The following is a 25,157-nucleotide window of genomic DNA, read 5'->3' on the forward strand; positions in this document are numbered from 1 at the left end:
TGTGCTGATCAGTTGGCGCTTTCCCGCTGCTTCAGGTCGGCACGGAACTCGGCCAGCACAGCAGGCCCGTCTATGCCCTTGGCCTTGGCGGCATCCAGCCATGCCTGCTCGAAGGACGCTGTGCGCTCTTTGACGGCGGCAATCAGCTCATCGCTGGCAGGATGAAATTGCACCTTGTGCTCTTCCAGAATCTTCATGGCGGCTACGTCCGCGTCACCCCAGGCCTTGCCGCCCATGCGGGCAATATGCTCACCGGACAGGCTCATCAGGATCTCGCGGTCCTTTTCAGACAGCCGGTCAAAGGCGCTCGGGTTCATGATGATGCCGTGCAGATCGGCATAGAGGCCACCGGGGAAAACCGTGGCGTGCTTGACCACTGTATCCAGGCGGAAGGAAGCAACGGACTCGGGCGGGAACAGCACGCCATCCACCACGCCGGTGCTCAACAGCTCGTACGATTCGGAAGCCGGTTTCACAACCGCGTTCACCTTCAGCGCCTTGGACAGATCAGCCTGCATGCCACCACCAATGCGCAGCTTCAGGCCCTCGAAGTCGGCAATGTTCTGCACTTGCTTCTCGGTTGTGTAGACACTGCCTGGGCCGTGGCCATACAAGCCAAGCAATTTGATGCCGCGATGCTCTTTGGCATCTTGCAGGTACTTGCTGTAGATGTCCCAGGCCGCCAGCGAGGTGGACTCGGCGCTATTGCCCGAGAACGGCAGCATGGCAAATTTCATCAAATCGAAATTGCCGGGGTAATAGGAGTAGGAAATAAAGGCCAGATCCACAATGCCATTGCGCACCGCATCCAGGTGCCCAACCGGGTTGGTCACGGCCTTGGTCAGGAAGTTGATCTTGACGCGCCCTTCAGTGGCCTGCTCCACCTCTTTGGCCCAGGGCTTCATGAAGTTCGCCACCAGAACATGCGTTTGCGGAATCCAGGCAGAAAAAGTCAGCTCCACAGGCTTGTCCGCTTTTGCGGGACCAGCGGCCACTGCCAGGCTGGTTAAGGCCATACCCAACAGGCGAGAAATCCATCGGTTCTTCATGGGGAAATCCTTTTTGGTGGTAGATCGTTATAGGTATAGTTAGCCAGGCCCGTCAGGAGACAAGGGCCTGCTCAATCAAGGTTTTGGCATCGCCGTCATGATGCATGCCCAGCTGCGTGGCGATTGCCGTTGTCAAAGGCGGCCACTGGGCAAACTGCTGGTCAAACTGAGGGTTGGACTGAAAGCTCAATCCCGCATCGGCCCCCCGGCCATAGCGGGTTTTGGCAGCCTGTACCAGCTCTGCCACCTGAAGACGCTGGGCGGGAAGATTCCACACCCGACCAGCAGGCAAGCGAGCCGCTTCCAGGCTCGCTGTTGTCAGAAGGTGCCGCACACAGGCGGGCAAGGAAAGCAGCCAGATCCACCCTTGCGGGCCGATGGGGCACTCGTAGGTGCTGCCCGCAGCCAAGGCATGGATCAAAGAACTGGCAAAGGAAGACAGCGCCGTTTCGGCGGTCATGGGTCTGGCGACCACGGTAGGCAAGCGAACCGAGCGGCCATCCAGAAAACCCCGGCGGCTGTAATCGGCCAGCAGCAGTTCCACCATCCGCTTCTGCGTTCCATAACTTAAAGTAGGTGCGACGGGCGTGTCGTCGTCCACCTGCTGGGGTAGGGGCGTCCCAAAGACGCCGATACTGCTGGCATACACCACAACGGGGCACTGTCCTTGCTGTCGCAGATGCTCAAACAAGCCTATGGTGCCGTCTATATTGACGCGCAAACCCAGTGCGAAATTCTCCTCAGCCAGCCGACTGGTCACCGATGCCAGATGAAAAACCGTATCGGGTGCTGGCGACAACACTGCTTCCAGCACGGTTTTATCGGCCAGGTCACCACTAATGCAGCGCAGGCCAGGCACGTGGTGATGGCTTTGCTCTTCAAAGGCCAGATCAGTCAGCGTCAGGCTTTGAATCTCGTTGGCTTCAAGCAGTTTGGCCACCGCACGGGCAAGCGCTTGGCCGATGTAGCCGTTGGCGCCGGTAATCAAGACATGCTTCATGGCTTATCTCCCAGCAGCCTGCGTGCAAGCAGCATCACGGCGACGTGGCGCAGCCAGCACACCGCGATCCCGCAAAGGCTGACACCAGGCCAAACCTTCTGATGGCAGTCCGCGAGGCTGATACTCGCAGCCCAGCCAGCTGTCGTAAGCCAGGGCGGGCAAGGCCGCCACGCCTGCCAGCAAATCATGTTGTGCAAGATCCGGCTCGTAGCGCCCATCGGCACCCGCGATCTGCACATAGCCGATCCACGGCGCACAGGCCGCCACACTGGAAGGGACGTCCAGGCTTTCTTTGACGCAGTGGTAGTAGTCAAACTGCAGACGCAGGCGCGGGGAATTGAAGTGCTGGAGCACCTCAATCACCTGCTCGGGCAGATAGTAGAAATACCCGGCCATATCGCTGCGGTTGAGCGCTTCCAGCGTCAGCACCAGGTCATCCGCTTCAGCCAAGGCCAAAGCCTGTTCCAGATTGCCGAGCAGTGCGGCCCGACAGTCTTCCTGCGCGAAGGGGCTGACATCCCCCGCCATCACATGGATACGGCGGCAGCCGGTAACCTGTGCCACAGCACGGGCGCGATCAAAAGCTTCCTGGAACTGGGCCTGTGCGCCGGGAATGGCCGCCCAGCCCAATCTGCCCTGCCCCTCGCCTATAGGTGTATTGATCAGCGTCAGCTCCAGCTTGGCGGCTTGCAGCTGACTGGCATACCAGGCGGGAGAATAGTCATAGGGCAGCAAAATCTCGACGCCCTGAAAGCCATCGGCCGCCGCAGCCTCAAAGCGTTCGCTCCAGTCCATATGCCGATACAACCAGCTGAGATTAGCGGATAGTTGCATGGGGCCGCCTGTCTTACGCGTTGATCTGACGAAGGAAGGCGTCACGCTGCTCGGGCAAAACAACGCTGACCAAAGCAGACACTTCGGCCTGACCCAGACCCATGGCGCTTGCCACGCGCAACATTTGCTGCACGCTGGCCGCAACCGGCATAGGCGCACCGCTTTGTTGAGCATTGGCAATCAAGGTGTCGATATCCTTGAGCATGGTCGAGAGCGCACCAATGCTTTTTGCCTGGGCCTCTATCATGCGCGGGGCGAAGATCTGCAAGGGCTTGGAGTCCGCCCATCCACCCGCCAGCGCAGGCGCCAGCTTGTCCACATTGATGTTATTGCGCTGGGCAAAGCCAATGGCTTCAGCCAATGCCGCAATTGAGGTTGCCACGATGGCCTGGTTGCACAGCTTGGTTGCCTGCCCGGTCCCGGAAGGCCCCATATGGGTGATATTGCCGGCGTAGGCGCGCATGGCGGCCTCGGCTTCGGGCATATGGGTTTCGCTACCGCCTGTCATGATGGCCAGCGTACCGGCCTCCACGCCGGGAATGCCGCCGGACACCGGAGCGTCAATCCAGTCAGCGCCGCAGCTTTCCGCCAAACGAGCGGCCAGCTTGCGTGTGGCCTCGGGGTCGATACTGGAGTGATCCACCAGCCATTTGAGGCCCGCTGCCTGAGCAATACCGTCCGCGCCAAATACCACGGCCTCGGCAGCCTTGGCATCAAACAGGCATAACAAAACGCCGTCAGCGCCTTCAGCCGCTTCGCGTGGAGTGCTTACGACCTGCGCACCCAGCGCCGCCAGCGGCTCGGCCTTTTCTCTGGAACGGTTCCAGACTTTGACCTCGTGACCCGCTTTCAGCAGGCGCTGCACCATGGCAGCCCCCATCAATCCCAAACCGCAAAAACCGAGTTTCATCTTATACGTCCTCAAGCTGTTCTTGCGGCCACTCGGCAGCACCCGAATGGGTCACAGCCCCTTCATTGGTCGGTCCAACCAGGCGTGCGTATTTCTCCAACGCACCAGCCAAACGGTCTCGTATGTAGGGTTTCCATTGCGCCCGGCGTACGGCCAGTTCCTCATCGGACACATGCAGCTGCATGCTGCTTTGGGTAGCGTCGATGGTGATACGGTCGCCATCGCGCACCAAACCGATGTTCCCACCGGCAGCGGCTTCAGGGCTGGCATAACCGATACACATGCCACGTGTCGCACCGGAGAAACGGCCATCGGTGAGCAGTGCCACTTTTTCGCCATTGCCATGACCATAAATGGCGGCAGTGACACTTAGCATCTCGCGCATACCGGGTCCGCCTTTAGGGCCTTCGTTACGGATAATCAGTACGTCGCCAGCCTCATAGGCCTGCTTGGATACCACCGCCATACAGTCTTCTTCGGTTTCAAAAACGCGTGCGCGCCCGTCAAATACCAGAGACTTCAAGCCAGCAATTTTCAGCAAGGCGCCATCAGGGCACAGATTGCCCTTGAGTACGACCAGACCACCCGATGCATGAATAGGCTGATCGCTGCTGCGCACGATACGACCATCCACATCGGGGAAGCGCTCCAGAGCCTCGGCCAAGGTTTCGCCGGTAATAGTCAGCACATCGCCATGCAGGTGGCCGCTTTTCAAGAGGGCCTTAAGCACGACGGGCACCCCGCCGATCACGTCCAGGTCACGTGCCAGATAACGGCCACCGGGCTGCAAGTCGGCAATCAATGGCGTGCGGTTGAATACCTCGGCCATATCGTCCGTGGTGAAACGAATACCGACTTCGTGCGCAATGGCGGGAATATGCAAGGCCACGTTGGTCGATCCGCCAGTCGCGGCGACAGCAGCAGTGGCATTCTCCAGGCTCTTGCGAGTGATGAGATCACGCGGCAAAGGACCACCGTTTTCCAGAATCTCCATCACACGGCGACCGGCGCGACGAGCCAGCGCGTGTCGTTGGCTGTAGACCGCCGGAGTGGTCGAGGAACCCAGAAAAGACAGGCCCAGGGCCTCTGCCACCATACCCATGGTGTTGGCCGTGAACTGACCCGGACAGGAGCCCACGGTCATGGCACAGGTGCGCTCAATGCCGTGCAGTTGCTCCAGAGAAATCGAGCCAGTCTGGTAGCGGCCCACCCCTTCAATAGCAGTCAGCACCGTGTTTTCAGTGCCATCGGGCGAGTAGCCCGGCAACATGGAACCACCGTAAATGAAAACCGAAGGGACGTTGAGTCGCGCCATGGCCATCAAGGTGCCGGGCAGTGTCTTGTCGCAGCCGCCCAAACCGACCAGAGCGTCATAGGCATGACCACGCACGGCTATTTCCATGCTGTCGGCAATCATCTCGCGCGAGACCAGGCTCATGCGCATGCCAGCGTGGTTCATGGAGGTGCCATCGGACACGGAAATCGTGTTCATCATGACGGGTACGCCACCACCCTGGGCGACACCCAGGCGCACGCTGTCTGCCTGCGGGCCCAGCGATTTGGAACAGGGCGTGTTGTCTCCGGCGGTTCCAATGATGGCGACCATCGAGCGGTCCAGATCATCATCGTCCAGGCCTGTTGCACGCAGAAAGGCTCGGTGTGGGGTGCGAGTCACGCCCTCGGTCACTGCTTTTGATCTATGTTTTTTTAGCATGGTCTTTGGTGGTGATGAGTAGTTGAAAGATCGATTTAATCGGCCAGATCCAGGCGGTCGAATATCCAGGAAACATCTTCCTGAATGTATTGGCGCGCCTCGGCAAACTTGCCCGCGCGCAGCGCTTTGACGGTGGATTCGTGCAGTTGATCGGCGGAGTCTTCGTTGTGCAGTTGCTCACGGGTTTCACGCAAATACGCGCCCGACTGCAGCCACAGGCTCTCGATCATGGCGAGCATGACGGGAGACTGCGCGGCTCCGTAAATCGTGAAATGAAAGATCCGGTTTTTTTCCAGGCTGCTGGCCACGCCTTTGGGCGTGCGGCGCTCTTGTGTAATTTCTTGCGCCAGTTGTTCCAGCTGATCCAGCACGGACGAAGTAAGGAGAGGGCCTGCCCACTCGGTGACGGTGCCTTCGATCAACACGCGGGCGCGGCGAATATCGCTAAGGCAGGCTTTGGTGATCAAGGGAACACGGGTGGTGCCGTTAGGCAAAGGCTCCAGCCCTTGCTGCGCCACCAGACGGCGCAGTGCTTCGCGCACTGGCATGGTGCTGGTGCCCAGCGCATCGGCCAGGTACTGAATGCCAAGCACTTGGCCGGCACGGTACTCACCGTGCATCAGCTTGTTGCGTAGGGCTTGATAGACCGCTTCGTTGACGGATTGCCGAACGATGGGTTGAAAAGCTTCGAGCGGAGCGCTTGTGCTTGCAGCATCTGAATGTTTCATTAAATTCCGTCACAAAGTGAATTCGAGCAAAGATTTGTGATTTTTGATCAATTCTAAGGACGGACTTCTACGACAACAAATCAGAGCTAACCCTTAGCCACCTAATTCGTGATGAAAAACGCGGCTGGCCTTGTGAGCGAGCCACGTCTCCGGTTTTGCAAGGCAGTCAATCAGCCCACAGGGGCCGCCATTGCTGGGATCGGCAGCTCGTTAAGGCCCTTAAATTCCTGCAATGAAAAGCTGGTTTGCGCTTGCCGAACCCCTGGCAAACGATGCAATTTTCTTTGCAACAATTCCGAATAGCTGTCCAGATCCTTGGCCACGACCATCAGCAAAAAGTCGGCCGGACCGGCAATACCGTGGCACATCACCACCTCCGGAATATCGCGCACGGCCTCCACAAACTGCACCGAACGCTCTTCATTTTGGAAGTCCACACTGATGCTGACGAAGGCCACCACGCCATAGCCCAGGCCGCGCCGATCCAGCCGGGCGTGGTAGCCTGAAATAAGCCCGGCTTCTTCCATGCGTCGAATCCGGCGCCAGCAGGGCGACTGCGATATGCCCACTTTTTGCGCCAGCTCGCTCGTTGTCAGCCGGGCGTTTCGTTGCAGCTCGGCCAGCAAACTGCAGTCCACCTCATCCAGTTCTATTTGCATAAAAAAACCCGTTTTTTAAGTTTTTCAGAAAAAGTTATGCTTCTATAAAAAACAGCTTGGCGCAAGACCCTTAAATCCATAAGATCAACGCATAAATTTAAGTGGGATGAAATAATGAAACCACAGACAAATTTCAGCTTTACCCCTATGCCCGCCTACTCGGGTGACCGCATCCTGCCGCTGATGGAGACCTTCGGGCACGATGCACTGCAAGCTCCCCTCGGCGCGCAACGCGACTTTGGTTTTCTATCGACCCACGCGACCTGTTCCACACGTCGCACAGGTCATTATTAACGTACCGGGAACAGAACAAATGAATGCTTCCAAAGCATCGGCTGACAAGGGAATCGGCGAGACAGAGCGCATTGTTTCGGAAGAAAAAGCGCAGTTGGATTTCAGCCAATCCATGAGCTATGGCGACTACTTGCACCTGGACGAGGTGCTGGGCGCTCAACACCCGCTCTCGCCTGCCCACGACGAAATGCTGTTCATCATCCAGCACCAGACCAGCGAACTCTGGATGAAACTGATGCTGCACGAACTGAACGCGGCCACCGCCTCGGTCGCCGCCGACCGCTATGCCGACAGCTTCAAGATGCTGGCGCGTGTCTCGCGCATCATGGAGCAACTGGTCAGTGCCTGGACTGTGCTGTCGACCATGACCCCGCCGGAATACACCGCCATGCGGCCTTATCTGGCCAGCTCCAGCGGCTTTCAAAGCGCGCAGTATCGCTGCATTGAATTTGCTCTGGGCAACAAGAACGCCGCCATGCTCAAGCCACATGCGCACCGCCCTGACCTGCTCCGCCAGGTGGAAGCGGCCTACCGTGCACCTTCGCTGTACGACGAATCGCTGCGCCTGTTGGCCCGCCAGGGTTTCCACATTCCTGCCGAATATCTGGACCGTGACTGGACGCAGCCCTACGTGGCCAGCCCCGAGGTCGAAGCCGCCTGGCTGCAGGTTTACCGTGACCCGTATGCGCACTGGGATCTGTACCAGCTGGGCGAGAAACTGACCGACATTGAGGACGCCTTCCGTCTTTGGCGATTCCGTCATGTCACGACTGTGGAACGCGTTATCGGCTTCAAGCGCGGCACCGGTGGCACAGGCGGCGTCAGCTACCTGCGCAAGATGTTGGATGTTGTGCTGTTCCCCGAGATCTGGACTGTTCGGACCGCGCTGTAATGCAGGCTCCACACGACTTACTCTCCGCGCAGGAGCGCGAGCGCGAATATTCGCCCAGCTCCTGTATAGGCGGGAACTACGCGCCCTACATCGAGGACTACGCCACGCTTAGCGCAGCGGCTCTGCAAAGTGGATCGCGCCATGCCGAGCTTGCCTACGGCAGTGCCGCCGCGCATAAGCTGGACCTCTTTTTGCCTGCGCCGCAGGACTCGGAATCCCTCCCGCCGCTGCTGCTGTTTATTCATGGCGGCTACTGGCAGGAGCTGTCCAAGGCCTCCTCCTTGTTCTCGGCCCCGGATTGCACGGACGCGGGTATTGCCTTTGCCGCCATTGATTACACCCTGGCACCGCAAGCCTCTGTCCACGACATGGTGCTGGAGTGCCGCAAGGCACTGCGCTGGCTGCATCAACACGGTGAAGAACTGGGCTTTGACCCGCAACGCATCATCGTTTCCGGCAGTTCTGCCGGGGCGCATCTGGCGGCCATGTGCTGCTTGCGTGGGTGGAAGGATGATGCCGATTTGCCGGTAGGCGCGCCTGCAGCAGCAGTGCTGGTTTCCGGCATTTATGACTTGCAACCCCTGATTGGCACCAGCATCAATGAGGCACTGTCCCTGGATGTAGCAAGCGCACAAGCGATCAGCCCGCAACTGCTTGATCTGACGGGCTTTCCGCCCACCATCATCAGCTGGGGAGAAATTGAAACTTCGGAGTTCAAGCGCCAGAGCCAGACTTTTGCTGATGCGCTGAACGCACTCGGTGCCCAGTATCTGCCCCCCATCGAAATGCCAGCACGCAACCACTTCGATGTCATTCTTGACCAGGCTCGTCCCAACACCCGCTTGGGCGATGCCACGCACGCGCTCTTTGCGTCGCTGCCGGTCACCTCTACTCGGAGCAAGTGATGAAACAAGTTGTCGACGTCGGACTTCCGCCCCTGAAGCAAGCGTTTTCCTGGGCCGTCAAAGCCAAAGGGGAAATGCTGTTCATGGTGAACGGGCCTGTGCGGCCGGACGGCAGCATCGATACGGGAAGCATTGAGCAGCAAGCTCGCCTGACCTTTGCGAATATGCAGCGGGCCACGCAAGCGGCGGGTGGCAGCCTGGAAAATGTCACCCAAGTGCTGATCTACATGACCGATGTTGCCGACATGGACATCATCGACAAGGTGTACCGGGAGTTTTTCTCCGCGCCCTTCCCCAACCGCGCCAGCGTAGGCGTTGCGGCCTTGGTGGAGCCGGGCATGAAGCTGGAGGTGGTGGCTTACGCCATGATTCCTTGAAGCTGAAAAAGGCGGGCACGCTGCGGTCAAAACCTGGCAGCACCCGCCTGATTACAGCGAGTCGAATGGGTCCTGCGTGCTTGGCAAACCTGTGTCATCCCCCAGCACAAAGCGCGGGATGAATTGCAGCACATACTGCCGCATGGCTTCGACCAGACGTTGCGCATCAGGACGCAGTTCGCGGGATCGCAAGGACACCACGCCGACCATATAAGGCACGTGGATATCAATCGGGCGCAGCACGACGTTAGGCAGTGGCAGGCCGTGGGCGGTGAAAGGGTCAATCAAGGACACGCCTACCCCTTGGCTGGCCAGAACCAGGCCTTCCAGAGACGAGGCAACCTCGATATGACGGATATCTTCCGGGGCTTCCGGACTGGCACGTAGCAAGGCGGTTGCCAGGGTATGGCGCAAACGGTGGCGGTTCTGGATGGAAATCAGGGGTGTGCCCTGAATGTCACTAAGACGTACCAGTTCCTGTTTGGCCAGAGGATGGTTCACGGCCATGCCCAGCAGGCACGGGCTTTGCCCCGACCAATGCAAGGTGCAGCCATCAATGTCCAGCGGCAGACTGGTCACTGCCAGATCTGCTCGCCCTTCGTCGATGGCTTGCACCACTTCTTCCGGTTTCACCGTATCAATAATCAGCTTTTGCTTGAAGGCCGGATCGTGCTGCTCCATGATGCCCAGCGCTTGCGGCACCAGGCCAATCGCCAAGGCGTGAGTGGTCACGATACGCAGGGGCCGCAGGCCCCCACGGGCGATTTCCAGAGCACGGCTTTGCAGCACCTCCAGATTCATCAGTACAGGCCGGGCTTCCAGATAGAACTCGCGCCCTTGCTCGGTCAGGGTGACCTGCGGACGGGTGCGGGTAAAGAGCCTGAAGCCCAATTCCTGTTCCAGCTCCTGGATCTGGCGGCTAACCACGGGCTGGGAGCGGTCCAGCAGTCGGCCGGCAGCGGTAACACTGCCAGCAGACATCACCGCTGCAAAAGCTTCTAATTGGCGAATTTCCATGTCGTTCTATGTGAATGCCGCATTTATCAACACGGAATATTCTAATGCGGAATAGTTAGCCGGACTAGCGTTTCACACCGAAACATTGATCCAGCGTGGGGAAAGAACCATCACGCACTTCAGCCGCGTATTGACCGGCTGCCTGGGAGATCAAAGCGCCCACATCCGCGTAGGGTTTGGCGAATTTGGGGATCTTGCCATTGGTCAGACCCAGAATGTCTTCCGTCACCAGAACCTGGCCATCACATGCGGGGGAAGCCCCGATACCGATGGTTGGAATGGCGATGGTTTCAGTAATACGGCGACCCAGGCCTTCTGCCACGCCTTCCAGCACCACACCCCAGGCACCCGCCTGTGCGTGAGCCACGGCATCTTCCAGCACGCGCTGGGCAGCGGCATCTGTCATGCCTTGGGCTTTATAGCCACCCATGGTGTTGACGTACTGAGGCATCAAACCCACGTGAGCCAGCACGGGCACGCCGCGCTCGACCAGGAAGCGTGTGGTTTCAGCCATGGCCTGGCCACCTTCCAGCTTCACCGATTGGGCACCGCTGATGGCGAGCATACGCGATGCATTGGCAAATGCCTGCTGGGGTGATTCCTGATAGCTGCCAAACGGCATATCCACGACAATACAAGCATGTTGAGTCGCACGCACCACGGCAGCAGCATGGGCCGCCATCATATCGACCGTAATGCTTAGGGTGTCGGGCATTGCATAGCCCACCATAGCGGTCGAATCGCCCACCAGAATCATATCCAGGTGCTCGTCCAGCATACGTGCGATAGGCGCGATGTAGGCTGTTAACGAAGCAATTTTTTGTTTGCCCTTGCAGGCGATCAGGGCGGGAACGCTAACGCGAACCTGCGTGGTATGTACGCTCATACTTACTCCATCTGGAATCCCATAGAGCTAACGCTTATATGGGATTATGAATGATGCAGATTGCATCATCTTGAGAAAATATCCAGTCGGCGCCTCTATAATCGCCGCAGGACAAAAAACAATAAGCTAATTTCCTGCCTACGTACAAGCTTCACGTGTCCATCCCATGCGGATTCAGGTCCTTTTAAGGACATTTTCTTTGACACTGCCTGTACGCTAGAGCCCGATCGTTCCCAATGCGCGGTGGTTTCAGCAGCCATGTCCTGGCTGTTTTGCCGTGCACTCAACCGAGGAGAGACCTATGTCGACTACCCCCCCAACAATCACCTTCCACGACGATAACCGTGCGCCGCAACTGGGCATGGGCGTCTGGCAGGTACCTGCCGAGCAAACGGCCGATGTGGTGTGCAGTGGCATCGAAGCAGGCTACCGCCTGATCGATACCGCCGCCATCTACGGCAACGAAGCCGAGGTCGGCCAAGGGATTCGTCAGTCCAAGGTGCCACGCGAAGAGCTGTTTGTGACCACCAAGCTGTGGAATGACATGCATGGCCACGACAATACCCGTGCGGGCTTTGAAGAAAGCATGGACAAGCTGCAGCTGGATTATGTGGATCTGTACCTGATTCACTGGCCCGTGCCCAAGAACCGCCAGTACATCCAGACCTGGGAGACACTGATCAATCTGCGCAATGAAGGCCGCGTGAAGTCGATTGGTGTGTGCAACTTCCTGCCCCAGCACCTGCAAACCTTGCTGGACAAGACGGGCGTGTTGCCCGTGCTGAACCAGATCGAGCTGCACCCCGGTTTTCAGCAGGCCGAATCACGTCACTACCATGAAGACCACGCCATCCAGACACAAGCCTGGAGCCCGCTGGGATTGGGCACGCTGTGGGACAACCCGGTGTTGAACAAGATTGCCAAGGAACATGGCCGTTCCGTGGCGCAAATCATGCTGCGCTGGCAGATTCAGCTGGGCAATATGGTGATTACCAAGTCCAACTCCCCCGAGCGCCAGCGCGACAATATGGACATTTTCAGCTTCGAGCTAAGCGAAGCCGATATGGCAGCGATTGCCAGCCTGGACCAGGCCGAAGGCCGTCTTGGCCCGGATCCAGAACTGTTCCGCCTGCCCAAAAGCACCGTCCAAGGCTAGGCCTTGGGGCGCACCCGACGCGCAGGCCCGGACAAGAAGGCTGCAAGAAGGGGCGCCAGGGCAAACAGCCACAGCAGAGCCTGCGCCGACTGGCGTGCGCCCTGCACCCCACCGGGGTCCACAAAGCCCGAGGCTGTCGTGATGATCCCCGCCAAAGCCGCGCCCAATGCCATCGTGAACAACTGCAAGGTGGTAATGGCGGCCGAGGCAATATTCTCCTGCCCCTTGGGTGCGGAATGAAACACCCGCGTCAGCAGATGCGGCCAGGCCAGACCAATTCCGACACCCACTCCCAGCAAGGCCAGATACAGGGCCCAGGAATAGTCCGCGCCTTCGCTCAAGCCCACCCACGGGATGAAAACGCCCAAGGCGGCAAGCGACAAGCCTGATAACACCGGCCCGGCAATAATCAGCCTGTCCCCGGTTTTCAGCCCACGGCTGGAACTGGCAATAGAACCCAAGGTCCAGCCACCGGACATCAAGGCTGTCAGATAGCCTGCTTTCAGCGGACTCATGTGGTGGATGATCTGCAGGAAATACGGAATGAAGATTTCCGTTGCCACCGCCACGCTGACCAGACCAATACCGGCGTACAGACTACCCAAGGCCGTGCTGATGGAATAGGTGCCCTGCGGAAACAGGCGGCTGGTGGATTTGCTGTCGGCACGCGCCATCAAATACACCAACACAGCGCCGCCCACGACTCCGGCCAGATTAATCATCCAGGATGTAGACAGACTCCCCGCCGACATGACCAGCACAGAGGCGGTCAGCAGCAATACCTTGCCCAGGGTGGAGCCGGATTTACGAGTCTCAGGCGCACGCGCATCGCGCAATTGCGTCCAGACCAGAATAGCCAGCAAAGCGGCACACGGCAGGACACTCCAGAAGGCCAGACGCCACTGCCCCATCTGGGCAAACACCCCGCCAATCGCCGGGCCCGACAAGGTTGCCACGCCCCACATGCTGGACACCAGCGCCATGACGCGCGGCCAAAGTCGCTCTTCAAACACCAGCCGGATCGAGGAATAGCTCAGACCCAGCAGCAAGCCGCCGCCCAAGCCTTGAATCGTGCGGGCAAAGAGCAGGAAAGGCATGGAAGGTGCTGCCGCGCACAAGGTCGTGCCAATGGCAAAGAACAGCAAGGACAGCAAAAAGCTGTGTCGCAGACCCAGTTTTTCCAGGACTTGTGGCGACAGGGCCGAACCCAGAATCGAGGCCACCACGAACAAGGTCGTGTTCCAGGCGTAGTACTCCAGCCCGCCAATATCCTCCACCACCGAGGGCAGAATCGTGGTCGCCACGTAGACGTTGATCGCATGGACAGCCACGCCCCCGGCCAGGGCCAGCGAGCGCAAGCCATTACGGCCAGACAGTAATTCAGACCAAGACGCTTCTTGGGTATTTGCCATTTTTCTTTATCCAAACAAAGAGCCGGCAACAGTGCCGGCCCTTCCAACACACAAGTGCGCCAGTTGCACAGAGCACAACTGACGCACTGTTTGGCGTGCTTGCACACGCCCTGGCCTGCTGCCGGGCTTACGCTTTCAACAAGCCCCGCAAAACGTACTGCATGATACCGCCGTGACGGTAGTAATGCGCTTCGCTAGGCGTATCAATTCGGACCAGGGCCTCGAATTCGATATCGCCCGCACGCACTTTGACCTTCTCGGGGATCTTGTCCTGATTCAGGGCGCTAATGCCTTCGATATCAAAGACTTCATCGCCCGTCAGGCCCAGGGTTTCGGCATTTTGACCGGCCGGGAACTGCAAAGGCATTACGCCCATACCCAGCAAGTTGCTGCGGTGAATACGCTCGTAAGACTCGGCAATCACGGCACGTACACCCAAGAGCACCGTGCCTTTGGCAGCCCAGTCACGCGAGGAACCCGAACCGTATTCCTTGCCGGCCAGAATCACCAGCGGGATAGCGGCATTCAAGTAGTTGCGCGAGGCATCGTAAATCGTTGCCACCGGTGCACCATCTTGCGTGAAGTCGCGTGTGTAGCCACCTTCCGTGCCCGGAGCCAGCTGGTTACGCAGACGCACGTTGGCAAAAGTGCCGCGAATCATGACTTCATGGTTACCGCGACGCGAGCCGTAGGAGTTGAAATCCTGCGGTTTGACATCGTGATCCATCAAGTACGTAGCCGCTGGCGAAGTACGGGCAATCGAACCGGCTGGGCTGATGTGGTCAGTGGTCACCGAATCACCCAGCTTGGCCAGCACGCGCGCACCGCGAATATCCGAGACAGGGCTTGGATCGCGCTTCAAGTCAATGAAGTAAGGCGGTTTGCGCACGTAGGTGGAATCATCCTGCCATTCGAAACGATCCCCTTTGGGGGTAGGCAGAGAGCGCCAGCGCTCGTCACCGGCGAACACATCGGCATAACCATCACGGTACATATCCGAGGCAATCGCCTTGCTGATCACGTCCTGCACTTCAGAAGCGGAAGGCCAGATGTCTTTCAGGTACACGTCCTTGCCATCGCTGCCCTGCCCCAAAGGCTCCTGGAACAGGTCGATATCCATGGTGCCTGCCAAGGCGTAGGCAACCACCAGCGGCGGCGACATCAGGTAGTTCATCTTCACTTCGGGGTGAATACGGCCCTCGAAGTTACGGTTACCGGACAGCGTGGACACCACGGCCAGATCGTTCTGGTTAATGGCCTGGCTGACTTCTGGAATCAAGGGACCGGAGTTACCGATACACGTGGTGCAACCGTAGCCGACCAGATCAAAGCCCAGCTTGTCCAGGTAGGAGGTCAGGCCGGCACGCTGGTAGTAGTCCGTGACCACGCGCGATCCCGGAGCCAGACTGGTTTTCACCCAAGGCTTGCGGCTCAGGCCTTTTTCCACGGCTTTCTTGGCCAGCAGACCGGCGGCCATCATGACGCTGGGGTTGGACGTATTGGTACACGAGGTAATAGCGGCAATCACCACCGAACCGTGATCCAGCTCGCACTGGCTACCGTCAGCCAAGGTGAACTTCACAGCAGCTTTACGCGGTGCGGGTGGTTTGTGCGAAGGCACGTCCGACGCGGGGAAGCTTTCTTCCACAGCCTCGTCATAGGTGGCCACATCGTCGCCCAGCAGGTCACGCACCGAGGTGCGGAAGGCGGATTTGGACGAAGACAGCGCAATGCGGTCCTGTGGACGCTTGGGACCGGCAATCGAAGGCACAACGGTGGACAGATCCAGCTCCAGGCGCTCGGAATAGCGAGGCTCGTGCTGCGGATCGTGCCACAGGCCCTGAGCCTTGGCGTAAGCGCGTACCAGCTCGATCTGCTCTTTGCTGCGGCCGGTCAGTTCCATATAACGCAGGGTTTCCTCGTCAATCGGGAACATGGAGATGGTGGAGCCGTATTCGGGGCTCATATTGCCGATGGTGGCGCGGTTGGCCAAAGGCACCGCGCTGACGCCGGGGCCGTAGAACTCCACAAACTTGCCGACCACGCCGTGCTTGCGCAGCATATCGGTAATCGTCAACACCAGGTCGGTGGCGGTGGTGCCTTCAGGCATTTGACCTGTCAGCTTGAAACCCACCACACGGGGAATCAGCATGGAAATGGGCTGGCCCAGCATGGCGGCTTCGGCCTCGATACCACCTACGCCCCAGGCGACCACGCCCAGACCGTTCACCATAGGCGTGTGCGAGTCCGTGCCCACACAGGTATCGGGATACGCCAGCTGACGGCCTTGTTCGTCACGCGTAAAGACCACACGGGCCAAGTGTTCCAGGTTCACCTGGTGAACAATACCCGTGCCTGGAGGCACGACCTTGAAGTTATCGAAAGCACTTTGGCCCCAGCGCAGGAACTGGTAGCGCTCCATATTGCGCTCGTACTCGATCTGCACGTTGCGCTCGAAGGAACTGGGCTTGCCGAAGTCGTCCACGATCACCGAGTGGTCAATAACCAGCTCTACCGGTGCCAGGGGGTTAATTTTTTGCGGATCACCGCCCAAGGCCTGCATGGCTTCACGCATGGCGGCCAGATCCACAACGGCGGGCACACCCGTAAAGTCCTGCAGCACAACGCGTGCGGGAGTAAAGGCGATTTCACGATCGGGCTCGGCGGCAGGGTCCCAGGCGGCCAGGGCGCGAATATCATCGGCCGTTACATCGCCACCATCCTCGGTGCGCAGCAAGTTTTCCAGCAGGATCTTCAAACCATAGGGCAGGCTGGCAACATCCAGGCCATCTCCACGAACCGCATCCAACCGATAGTAGTCGTAGGACTGCCCGCCGACATCCAACTGGTGCAAAGCCTTAAAACTATCTACGCTTTTCATATCGGGATCTCCATGGAAAAGTGCCGGCCGATACCATCCAATTTACCCAGCCAGCGAAACACATGTGGTAATTGTCTATTGGTCTAGACCATTTCACATCTTACACTCTGACGAAATCCCCTGCCCCGCGCGGCGTCCCTCCTGTGGCCTTACGTCACACCTACATAAACTCCGAAACATTCTTTACGTATAATCATTTAGGTGCCTTCCACCCGTCTTTTGGCCTCATCGCCCCCTTTTCTTCGAGCACTCGCCCACCTCATGTTTTTTGTTGATCTGCGCCGGCTGATTCTCTTGCTGGCTACCGCCAGCAGTCTGCTGACCATGGGCTACACCCTGTATGGGGCCTATTCGGCTGAACGCTCCTTGCTGATCGAGCAAGCACTGGAGAAAAACCGTGCGTACGCCCTGAAACTGGCCAGCAGCACCGATGCTTTCATTGCCAACTTGCAGCAGCAACTCAGTTACAGCGCCAGCGTGCTCTCCCGCTCTCTATACCAGGGCGAGCTTTTGCTGGGTGATGAGGTCAGGCGCCTGAAGGAACAAAACAACAGTTTTAATTCAGTCCTGATCCTGAATGCCGAGGGCCGGGTTCTGGCCAATGCGCCCCAACAGCTCAGCCTGGTGGGCACGACACTGCGGGGAGAAGGCACGCAACTGGCCTTGAAAACCCAAAAACCCGTGGTCAGCCCGCCCTATCTGTCCGCAACCGGGCGCTTGCTGATCTTCTTGTCACACCCGATTTTTGATGCGGAAGGCAATTACAAAGGCCTGGTAGGCGGTTCCATCTACCTGCACGAGCCCAATAGCCTGAACGCCTTGCTGGGCGAGCATTTTTACCGCGATGGTTCCTACATTTATGTCGTCGACCAGCACAAACGGCTGATTTTCCACCGTGATGTGGCCCGGATTGGCGAAGTCATCCACGGCAACCCGGCCATTGACGCAGTCAGCCAGGGCGAGAGCGACGCGCTATCCCTGCGCAACGTGAAAGGCGTGGACATGCTGGCCGGTTTCGCACCCAGCAGCGATGTGAAATGGGGTGTAGTGGTGCAAAGCCCCACCAAAGTGGTGCTGGATGAGTTAACCGTCCTGCTGGGCAAGGTGCTGCGCAACTCCATCCCCTTTTTCCTGGCCGTGCAAATCCTGATCTGGATGCTGGCCATGCTGATCGCCAAACCCTTGCGACAACTGGCTCGCCAGGCGCCGCATCTGGACTCCGCCAAGGCCAGTTCGCGCATCGAGCAAGTTCACGCCTGGTATTTCGAGTCCCGCCAGATCAAGCTGGCCATGTTGCTGGGCTTGAAACGCGTGAATCGCAAAATGGGCGTCATGGATGTGGAACGCAATACCGACCCGCTGACCGGCCTGAATAACCGCCGTGGCATGGCTGTTGTGCTGCAGCAATGGAAAGAAACGGACACGCCCTTTTCCGTGCTGACAGTGGATATTGACCACTTCAAGCGCGTGAATGACACCTACGGGCACGATGTGGGTGATCTGGTGCTAAGCTTTCTGGCCGACACCATGCGGGCCTGCACCCGTGATACAGACCTGATCTGTCGGGTCGGGGGTGAAGAATTCTGTATTTTCCTGCCCGATCAGGATATAGACCAGGCCGTGCAACTGGCCGAGCGCCTGCGCATTCTGATCAGCGAAACCAATAGCCCAGCTGGCTCGCCCATTACGATTTCTATTGGGCTGGCGCACTGGCCCTTGCATGCCCGCGAACACAGCACAGTGTTGAAACTGGCGGATGAAGCGCTGTACAAGGCCAAGCGCAATGGTCGCAACCGGGTTGAACTGTGCGACCCCATTGCCAGCGACACGGACGTCAACCGCGCTTAAAGACGGCGCAGGACCTTGATACGCACATCCACCTGAAGATCCAGGCTCGTCAATTGACGAGCCTGTTCCCGCCCTTGTGCGCTGGCTCGGAACAAATGCGGCGTCATCAGGAGCAGATCGGCAATTTGCTCCTGTGAATCAAGGCTGATCTGACAACGAACGCGCTCGGTGGCTTCCAGACTGAAACCGGCTGGCGGTTCCTGGTCCTCGTCCTTATCGGCCTTCAAGGTCGGATAAATAATGCGGCGCAATTCCAGCAAATGCTCGGTGCCCGCTTCCACTTGCACCCAGATACCGCCCGGTTTCAGCGCCCGCAAAAACTCCTCGGGTACGGCAAAGCCAAACATGCACAGCAAGGCATCCAAAGCGCCATCTGGCACGGGCAACTGCGCATTACTACCCACCAGCCAACGAATGTCCGAGGAACTGCGCGCCGCCGCCATGACAGCCCATTTGGAGATATCCAGACCAATCAGGGCCAACTGCCCATCCTGATCCTGCTGACGTAGATAACGCGGGTAATAGCCTTCGCCACAGCCCGCATCCAGACAGGCATAAGGTGCCTCCCCTTCCAGGCCATCCATCAAGGCACGCCACACACCGGCAGCGATGGGCTCGTACACCCCCGACTCCAGATAACGGCGACGCGCCGCCACCATTTCCTTGCTGTCGCCCGGATCACGTGAACGCTTGTTCTGTACAGGAAGCAGATTGATATAGCCCTGGCTGGCCGTATCGAAACAATGGCCCGAGGGGCAGCGCCAGCTGGGAGCCTCAAACGAGAGCGGCAAGCCGTCCAGGGGACAGCACAATTTCTCGAACAGGGGCGGGGAAAGGTCAGACATGAATGAATCGCTCTACGGCCACCGTGGCCAAGGCGATAGTGTAGCGCCCCGGCCTGTCTGTGCCGGGGCTCAGGATGAATTTACGACTCGGTCGCGAAGGCCAGCGCGTCGCGCAGCAAGGCCTCGATCAGGGGCTGAATGTTGCGGGCGGCCTCTTCTTTGTAATCAAAGGGCCACTGCTCTTCCATGTAGCAGCACTGCGCCATTTCCAGCTGCACAGCATGGATGTTCTGCTCGGGACGTCCGTAGTGGCGCGTAATGTAGCCACCTTTGAAACGGCCATTCAAGACGCTGCTGTAGTCCTTGTTGGCCGAGGCCGTTTTCATCAGGCGTTCGCTCAAGGCAGGATCACAGCTCTCGCCATTGGCAGTCCCGAAATTCAGATCCGGCAGGCGGCCTTCAAAAAAGCGCGGCACCACCGAACGAATCGAATGCGCATCCCACAGGACCACACGGCCATGCAGAGCCAGCAGACGCGTCAACTCTTCTTCCAGCTTCTGGTGATACGGCAGCCAGATAGTCTCACGACGCTGGGCAATTTCACGCTCGTCCGGCTCCTGGCCGGGCTGGTAAATAGGCTCGTCGCCAAAGGTGTCCAAAGGACAGAGACTGGTCACGCTTTGACCGGGATACAGGCTGGCATTGTCTGGCGGACGGTTCTGGTCCACCACAAAACGCGAATGCGTCGCTACCAGCACGGACGCACCCAGTTTCTGGGCACATTCATACAAGCGGGGAATATGCCAATCCGTATCCGGCACCTGACGCGCTGACTCCGTAAAACGCGCCAGCAAGTCCGAGGGCACGTAGGTGCCCGAATGGGGCATGGAAATCAACAAGGGGGCCGTGCCCGGATAAAACTCAAAGGCAGCAGGAATGGTCATGGCAGACTCCAGTCTGTTTCAGCACACAATCAAGAAGGAATAGGATACAGATCACCCCGGCGGTGCTGCCAGGCCGGAAGTGACTCACGCATGCGCTGCACGCGAACGGGGTCCAGATCGGCGCAGATATAGCCTGGATGATCAGGCATACAGGCCACAACCGTGCCCCAAGGATCAATAATCATGCTGCGGCCCAGGCAAGGCATGGCAGGACCGGGACCACCGATCTGCGCTGCCGCCAGCACGTAGCACTGGTTTTCAATGGCGCGGGCGCGCAACAGCACTTCCCAGTGATCACGGCCGGTATGCACATTAAAGGCAGCTGGCACCACCAGCACATTCGCACCACGGGCACGCAAGGTACGGAACAGCTCGGCAAAGCGCATGTCGTAGCAAATGCTCAGGCCCAGATTCAGATCCCCGACCTGCACATTTTGCAGATGCTGGCCGTGGCAGAAATCATCAGACTCGCGGTATTCCAGACCGTTCACCACCGCATCGTACAAATGCACTTTGCGGTATTGCGCCACGATCTCGCCCTCTGGCGAAAACGTCACGCTCGTGTTGCCCAGGCGATGATCATCAGGACGGCGCTCGTGCATGGAACCCAGATGAATCCAGGCACCGGTATGGCGCGCCAGACTGGACATGTGATCCGTCACCAGACCCGGAATGGGCGTGGCGTTTTGCTGCAACCACTCCGTATCACCACGTACATCGCTGTACTCGGGGGTCACAATCAGTTGTGCCCCATCTTTGGCGGCGGCCAGCACCCAATGTTCTAGCTGGTCCAGATTGGTTTGGCGGTCGCGGCCGCTATCCAGTTGAACCAGGGCAACACGTGTCGTAGACATACTTTTATCCTTTCGGACCGGCTCAGTACTGCAGGGCGCGGGCCGTTTCCAAGGCCAGGCGGGACAGGACACCCGCCCCCTGGCCACCGTATAGAGAGGTGCTGGTGCGGCCATCGGTAAAGCCATCAGCCATCACGGCCAGCACCACACTGCGTTCGCCCATCGTCAGAATACCGGCGTCATGACGCAAGCCGGGCAAGGAGCCGGTCTTGTGAGCCAGTCGAGCGACAGAAGGCAAAATTGCCGCAAAGTGACCTCGCTCGCGCTGATCGGCCAGCATGTCCAGCCCCTGCTGACGCAGGTTTTCCGGCAAGGCAGGCGAATGCAGCAGGTACAACAAGGTCGAGCAGGCATCCTGAACGGTCGTCCAGTTGTCTTTACCAGCCTCGCGCGCCTTCATGTCCATCATGTGACGCTGCAAATCCGTATGCTGCAAACCGGCCTGGGCGCTCCAGGCGTTGATGTTATCCATGCCCAGCAAGTCGATCAGGGCATTGGTGGCGACGTTATCGCTCAGGATAATCATCAGCAGGGCCAGCTCGCGCAGGCTCAGGCTGGGCACGCCAGGCAACTGGCTCAAAATGCCGGTGCCGGGGGTACGGTCACCCTCGGGCAGAGGGTAAACCGTATCCAGTGACAGCTTGCCCTGGGCCACCTGTTCCAGCAGGCACAGGAGCATGGGCGTTTTGATCAGGCTGGCCGACGGCATGACGCGCTGCGCATGCCAGTCGAACAAGGAGGTACCGTCGGTAGCGTAGACCGCCATGGAAATACGGGCGGACTCCTGACTCAGCAAAGGCTCAAGACGTTCTTGCAAGCGCTGACGAACAAGCGGCGCATCCAACAACTCGCTTCCTAAGGTAAACATACAAACACTCCTTCAATACTTAGACCAGAATCAGGAACAGGCCGGCGAACATCAGTAAGTTGACCGCCATGACCGCCCAGCCGTTATACAACATGTACTTGAGCTGAGTGGAACGCGCCAGGCCCATCTGGCCGAACATATCTGAAGAAGGGAAAGGACCAAACCAGTCAATCTGCGAGCTGCCCAGAATCACGGCGGCAGTCGCTGCAGGACCCACACCAGCAGCCGCCAGCACAGGACCAAAAATCTTCGCGGTAAAAGTCATCTGCGCCACGGCAGCACCGGGAATGTGACCGACCACGTTAAAGGCCACAATCAACATGCACAGCACCGCGCCACTGATACCGATCAGGTACGGTTGTACCGAATCCAGCAAGGCGTGATAGGCGTTCAGTTGATCCACCAGTACCAGCACCGGGTTGAACAGCCAGAACAGGAAGAAAATCCAGATCAGCTTGCCCGCACCGGCATACATAGCCTGCAGAATTTCGCGCGGATTCATGCCACCGGCCAGACCAGTGGTGGCGCCCAGGGACACCATCACGATAATGGCGTAGGCAAAACCGGCTTTGGAGGCGATACCCACAGCAGCCAGACCCACGATAGTGATGCAGAAAGCCCAGGCAGCGCGCACAGCCTTGGGCGATGCCTTGGCATTCACGTCAAAAGCAGCCTGACCTTGCGAGGCTTCTTCGTACTGGAACTGATCCTTGGTCATCTTCTGGATACGACCGGACATGAACCAGCCCGTCAGCAAGGTGGCAGCGGCCATAGGCAGACCGGCAACCAGCAGGTAGTCGGTGTAGCTCAGACCTGTCAGACCCGTTACCGTCACCACGTTAGGGGTGAATGGGCCCAGTACCAGACCGGCGGAACCGGCACTTTGGAACAAGGCAGCCACAGCAGGGGGGGACAGACGCACGGCAGCAGCAATAGGAATCACCACCGCAGCAATAATGGCGTTACCGCCAGCCAGGGTACCCAAAGCGCCACAGATCAGGGTGGAAGCCACCATGATGCCCAGACGCACACGTACCGGATTGGACAAACCAATACGCTTCACAATGGCTCGCACCAATTGCTCGGCAGCACCTGTACGGGCGGCCACTTCACCCACCCCGGCGCCCAGCACAATAATCAAACCTACAACTGCAATGAACGAGCCCAGGGACTCGGCCAGCAGTTTACCCATGGCAATGGGCGTCGTGCTGGTCATGATGGCGCCCAATACAATCGCACCAATCGTGGCCAGAACAATGTCCACACCCAACAGGGCGATAAGCGCAAACACCACTACCGGCGTCAAGCCCCACAGGGAGCTTTCACCCGGCATGTAAAAGTGGGTGTACAAGGCAATCGCCATGCCAATTAAAAACACCACCATGGCAGCATTGCGCTTGCCCGTTGGCATTTGTTGCTGAATGACACTCATGTCGTCTCCTTAACGATCCTTCCTGGCCGGTTTTCAACAACCGGCCTGCATGTGATGCAATCGCCCCGCCCTGGTTGACCGCCCCAGATCACAGCGACTGTTTTCTTGTCCGACGCGCCGCTTATAGCGGGATAATCGGCGCATCCAGGCTTTGTGCCTGAGCGGCAAAGGCGCGATTAAGCACCTGGCCGGGCCGCTGCTCCGGGGCGACAGGGTGAACCTGCACGCCATTCACAAACACGGTCTGCACACCTTGAGACGGTAAGGTGGGCTCTTCCCAGGTGGCGCAATCTTGCACCGTTTCGGGATTAAACACCACCAGATCCGCCCAGGCGCCGACTTGCAACACGCCGCGGTTTTCCAGCCCGAAGACCGAGGCAGGCATGGCTGTCATTTTGGCGACTGCCTGCTCCAGGGACATCAGGCCATCTTCGCGTACGTACCGCCCTAGAATGCGCGTAAAACTGCCCCACAAACGAGGGTGGGGGTGCGCATCCGCAGGCAATCCGTCCGAGCCCACCATGCAACATGGGTGGCTGAAAATGCGCTGAACTTCTTTCTCGTCCATCGCAAAGTAAATCGCGCCAGCAGGCAGCAAACGCCGTGCGGCAGTTTCCCGGTCGCAGCCCCACTGCTCGGCAATCTCGGCCAGATACAGGCCATTGCACTCGGGGTGGGGCTCGGACCAGGTAATACGAATCTGGTCTATGGTGTGGGCGCGCTCGGGGATCAGGATCGTGGAGCTGCCCGAATAGGGATAAATATCCAGGGTGGCCTGCACGCCATCGGCGCGGGCCCGATCAATATTGGCCAAGGTATGGCTGCTGCGGCCCCAGTTGGCCGGCATCATGCACTTGTGGTGCGACACCAGGGTGGCGCACTGCGTCTGGCGGCCTACCGCCAGCACTTCTTCTACCGACTCCTGCACCGTGTCGCCTTCATTGCGAATATGGCTGGTGTGCAAGGAACCTTTGGAAGCGGCAACACGGGCCAGACCTTCCAGTTCGGCCGGTTCGGCCATGCAGCCGGGCTCGTAAGCCAGGCCGGTACTAAAGCCCACCGCACCTTCTTGCAGTGCCTGGGCCAACAAGGCTTCCATGGCCTGTTGCTCATCAGCATTGGGCTGGGACAAGGGGTCCTGCATCACGGCCATGCGCAAATTCGCGTGACCCACCAAAGCCGCCACGTTGATCATGGGCTTGAGGTTTCGCACGGCTTGCACGTACTGCGCCATGTCTTCAAACAAGGGAGAATCACCCAGCAAGGCCAAAGCCGCTGCCGAGTTGCCGGGCAAAGGAGCCGGGAAAGCGCTGACACCACAATTGCCAACCACAACCGTCGTAATGCCCTGGCTGGTTTTCCAGTCCAGAACAGGTCGTTCGATGAACATCAAATCATCATGGCCGTGTGTATCAATAAAACCGGGAGCCACTACATGGCCGCTGGCGTCTACCGATTGATCGGCGTGCCAGGCGCTCAGGTCGCCCACGGCGACAATCCGTCCCTCTCGAATACCCACATCACCACGCCAACGCGGGGTGGCCAAGCCATCAATAATCCAGCCATTGCTGATCTTGACGTCCAGCCTGCGGTCGTCTGTCTGCATCTACGTCTCCACTAACCCTCCCACAAAAAGGGGAGTTGACCGCATTATCCAAAGGTATTATTAATATGAAAAATTGTTTAAGTTAATTGATTAATCAGAAAATGAT

Annotated in this window: 23 protein-coding genes; 6 read left to right on the plus strand and 17 right to left on the minus strand. The window is 58.6% G+C overall.

All coding sequences use genetic code 11. The features are described from left to right. Positions 1 to 8 precede the first annotated feature (8 nt). The 7 genes from DUD43_RS17730 to DUD43_RS17760 form a co-directional block, all read right to left on the minus strand. Positions 9 to 1,049, minus strand: a complete 1,041-nt coding sequence (locus tag DUD43_RS17730) for a TRAP transporter substrate-binding protein (RefSeq protein WP_153231317.1) — start codon at positions 1,047 to 1,049, stop codon at positions 9 to 11. A gap of 52 nt (positions 1,050 to 1,101) precedes the next feature. After that, positions 1,102 to 2,049 (minus strand): NAD-dependent epimerase/dehydratase family protein, encoded by a 948-nt coding sequence (locus DUD43_RS17735; RefSeq protein ID WP_153231318.1) that lies wholly within the window; start codon positions 2,047 to 2,049, stop codon positions 1,102 to 1,104. A gap of 3 nt (positions 2,050 to 2,052) precedes the next feature. Then, positions 2,053 to 2,883, minus strand: a complete 831-nt coding sequence (locus DUD43_RS17740; RefSeq protein ID WP_153231319.1) for a hydroxypyruvate isomerase family protein — start codon at positions 2,881 to 2,883, stop codon at positions 2,053 to 2,055. A gap of 13 nt (positions 2,884 to 2,896) precedes the next feature. Further along, a complete protein-coding gene (locus tag DUD43_RS17745) occupies positions 2,897 to 3,793 on the minus strand; it encodes an NAD(P)-dependent oxidoreductase (protein ID WP_153231320.1) in 897 nt (298 codons plus the stop codon). Between the two features lies 1 nt (position 3,794). After that, positions 3,795 to 5,507: a dihydroxy-acid dehydratase gene (gene ilvD / locus DUD43_RS17750; protein ID WP_153231321.1), complete on the minus strand. Its 1,713-nt coding sequence runs from the start codon at positions 5,505 to 5,507 to the stop codon at positions 3,795 to 3,797. Between the two features lie 35 nt (positions 5,508 to 5,542). After that, positions 5,543 to 6,235, minus strand: coding sequence for a GntR family transcriptional regulator (locus tag DUD43_RS17755; RefSeq protein ID WP_153231322.1), 693 nt, complete (start codon positions 6,233 to 6,235; stop codon positions 5,543 to 5,545). A 170-nt stretch (positions 6,236 to 6,405) separates the two neighbouring features. Further along, positions 6,406 to 6,894, minus strand: a complete 489-nt coding sequence (locus tag DUD43_RS17760) for an Lrp/AsnC family transcriptional regulator (RefSeq protein WP_153231323.1) — start codon at positions 6,892 to 6,894, stop codon at positions 6,406 to 6,408. A gap of 114 nt (positions 6,895 to 7,008) precedes the next feature. Here DUD43_RS17760 and DUD43_RS17765 point away from each other — a divergent pair, with 114 nt between their 5' ends. The 4 genes from DUD43_RS17765 to DUD43_RS17780 are packed head-to-tail and all read left to right on the plus strand — an operon-like array spanning position 7,009 to position 9,362. Beyond that, complete coding sequence (locus tag DUD43_RS17765) at positions 7,009 to 7,188, plus strand: hypothetical protein (protein WP_153231324.1); 180 nt, start codon at positions 7,009 to 7,011, stop codon at positions 7,186 to 7,188. A gap of 19 nt (positions 7,189 to 7,207) precedes the next feature. Beyond that, positions 7,208 to 8,080 (plus strand): tryptophan 2,3-dioxygenase, encoded by an 873-nt coding sequence (kynA, locus tag DUD43_RS17770; protein ID WP_042485651.1) that lies wholly within the window; start codon positions 7,208 to 7,210, stop codon positions 8,078 to 8,080. After that, a complete protein-coding gene (locus tag DUD43_RS17775) occupies positions 8,080 to 8,985 on the plus strand; it encodes an alpha/beta hydrolase (protein ID WP_153231325.1) in 906 nt (301 codons plus the stop codon). The genes kynA and DUD43_RS17775 overlap by 1 nt, the downstream gene beginning before the upstream one ends. After that, a complete protein-coding gene (locus tag DUD43_RS17780) occupies positions 8,985 to 9,362 on the plus strand; it encodes a RidA family protein (RefSeq protein ID WP_045929449.1) in 378 nt (125 codons plus the stop codon). The genes DUD43_RS17775 and DUD43_RS17780 overlap by 1 nt, the downstream gene beginning before the upstream one ends. A 51-nt stretch (positions 9,363 to 9,413) precedes the next feature. Here DUD43_RS17780 and DUD43_RS17785 read toward each other — a convergent pair whose 3' ends face one another. Next, positions 9,414 to 10,379, minus strand: a complete 966-nt coding sequence (locus DUD43_RS17785; RefSeq protein ID WP_009456820.1) for a LysR family transcriptional regulator — start codon at positions 10,377 to 10,379, stop codon at positions 9,414 to 9,416. Between the two features lie 64 nt (positions 10,380 to 10,443). Then, complete coding sequence (panB, locus tag DUD43_RS17790) at positions 10,444 to 11,265, minus strand: 3-methyl-2-oxobutanoate hydroxymethyltransferase (RefSeq protein ID WP_009456821.1); 822 nt, start codon at positions 11,263 to 11,265, stop codon at positions 10,444 to 10,446. 301 nt (positions 11,266 to 11,566) lie between these two features. On the opposite strand from panB, the gene DUD43_RS17795 reads away from it, so the two are divergent. Next, entirely contained in the window at positions 11,567 to 12,421 is an 855-nt protein-coding gene (locus DUD43_RS17795; protein WP_153231326.1) for an aldo/keto reductase, read from the plus strand. On the opposite strand, the gene DUD43_RS17800 is transcribed toward DUD43_RS17795, so the two are convergent. Both DUD43_RS17800 and acnA read right to left on the minus strand, forming a co-directional pair. Then, the gene (locus DUD43_RS17800; protein ID WP_153231327.1) at positions 12,418 to 13,833 is read right to left on the minus strand and encodes an MFS transporter; all 1,416 of its coding nucleotides are present in this window, start codon (positions 13,831 to 13,833) and stop codon (positions 12,418 to 12,420) included. The two genes, DUD43_RS17795 and DUD43_RS17800, sit on opposite strands and share 4 nt — an antisense overlap. A 127-nt stretch (positions 13,834 to 13,960) precedes the next feature. Beyond that, the gene (gene acnA, locus DUD43_RS17805; RefSeq protein WP_153231328.1) at positions 13,961 to 16,714 is read right to left on the minus strand and encodes an aconitate hydratase AcnA; all 2,754 of its coding nucleotides are present in this window, start codon (positions 16,712 to 16,714) and stop codon (positions 13,961 to 13,963) included. A gap of 261 nt (positions 16,715 to 16,975) precedes the next feature. Between acnA and DUD43_RS17810 the strand changes: the two genes are divergently transcribed. Next, a complete protein-coding gene (locus DUD43_RS17810; protein WP_228125845.1) occupies positions 16,976 to 18,562 on the plus strand; it encodes a diguanylate cyclase in 1,587 nt (528 codons plus the stop codon). On the opposite strand, the gene DUD43_RS17815 is transcribed toward DUD43_RS17810, so the two are convergent. The 6 genes from DUD43_RS17815 to DUD43_RS17840 form a co-directional block, all read right to left on the minus strand. After that, on the minus strand, positions 18,559 to 19,407 hold the full coding sequence (locus DUD43_RS17815) for a putative RNA methyltransferase (RefSeq protein WP_153231329.1): 849 nt from the start codon (positions 19,405 to 19,407) through the stop codon (positions 18,559 to 18,561). The genes DUD43_RS17810 and DUD43_RS17815 overlap by 4 nt on opposite strands. An 80-nt stretch (positions 19,408 to 19,487) precedes the next feature. Next, positions 19,488 to 20,291 (minus strand): N-formylglutamate deformylase, encoded by an 804-nt coding sequence (hutG, locus tag DUD43_RS17820; RefSeq protein WP_153231330.1) that lies wholly within the window; start codon positions 20,289 to 20,291, stop codon positions 19,488 to 19,490. Positions 20,292 to 20,320: 29 nt separating this feature from the next. Next, entirely contained in the window at positions 20,321 to 21,145 is an 825-nt protein-coding gene (locus DUD43_RS17825; protein WP_153231331.1) for a carbon-nitrogen hydrolase family protein, read from the minus strand. A 22-nt stretch (positions 21,146 to 21,167) separates the two neighbouring features. After that, on the minus strand, positions 21,168 to 22,013 hold the full coding sequence (locus DUD43_RS17830) for a serine hydrolase (RefSeq protein WP_153231332.1): 846 nt from the start codon (positions 22,011 to 22,013) through the stop codon (positions 21,168 to 21,170). A gap of 19 nt (positions 22,014 to 22,032) precedes the next feature. Further along, positions 22,033 to 23,445, minus strand: a complete 1,413-nt coding sequence (locus tag DUD43_RS17835; RefSeq protein WP_153231333.1) for a gluconate:proton symporter — start codon at positions 23,443 to 23,445, stop codon at positions 22,033 to 22,035. A gap of 121 nt (positions 23,446 to 23,566) precedes the next feature. Then, positions 23,567 to 25,051 (minus strand): N-acyl-D-amino-acid deacylase family protein, encoded by a 1,485-nt coding sequence (locus tag DUD43_RS17840; protein WP_153231334.1) that lies wholly within the window; start codon positions 25,049 to 25,051, stop codon positions 23,567 to 23,569. Between the last annotated feature and the right edge of the window lie 106 nt (positions 25,052 to 25,157).

It is taken from the genome of Alcaligenes faecalis (assembly GCF_009497775.1).
Taxonomy (GTDB): Bacteria; Pseudomonadota; Gammaproteobacteria; order Burkholderiales; family Burkholderiaceae_B; genus Alcaligenes; species Alcaligenes faecalis_D.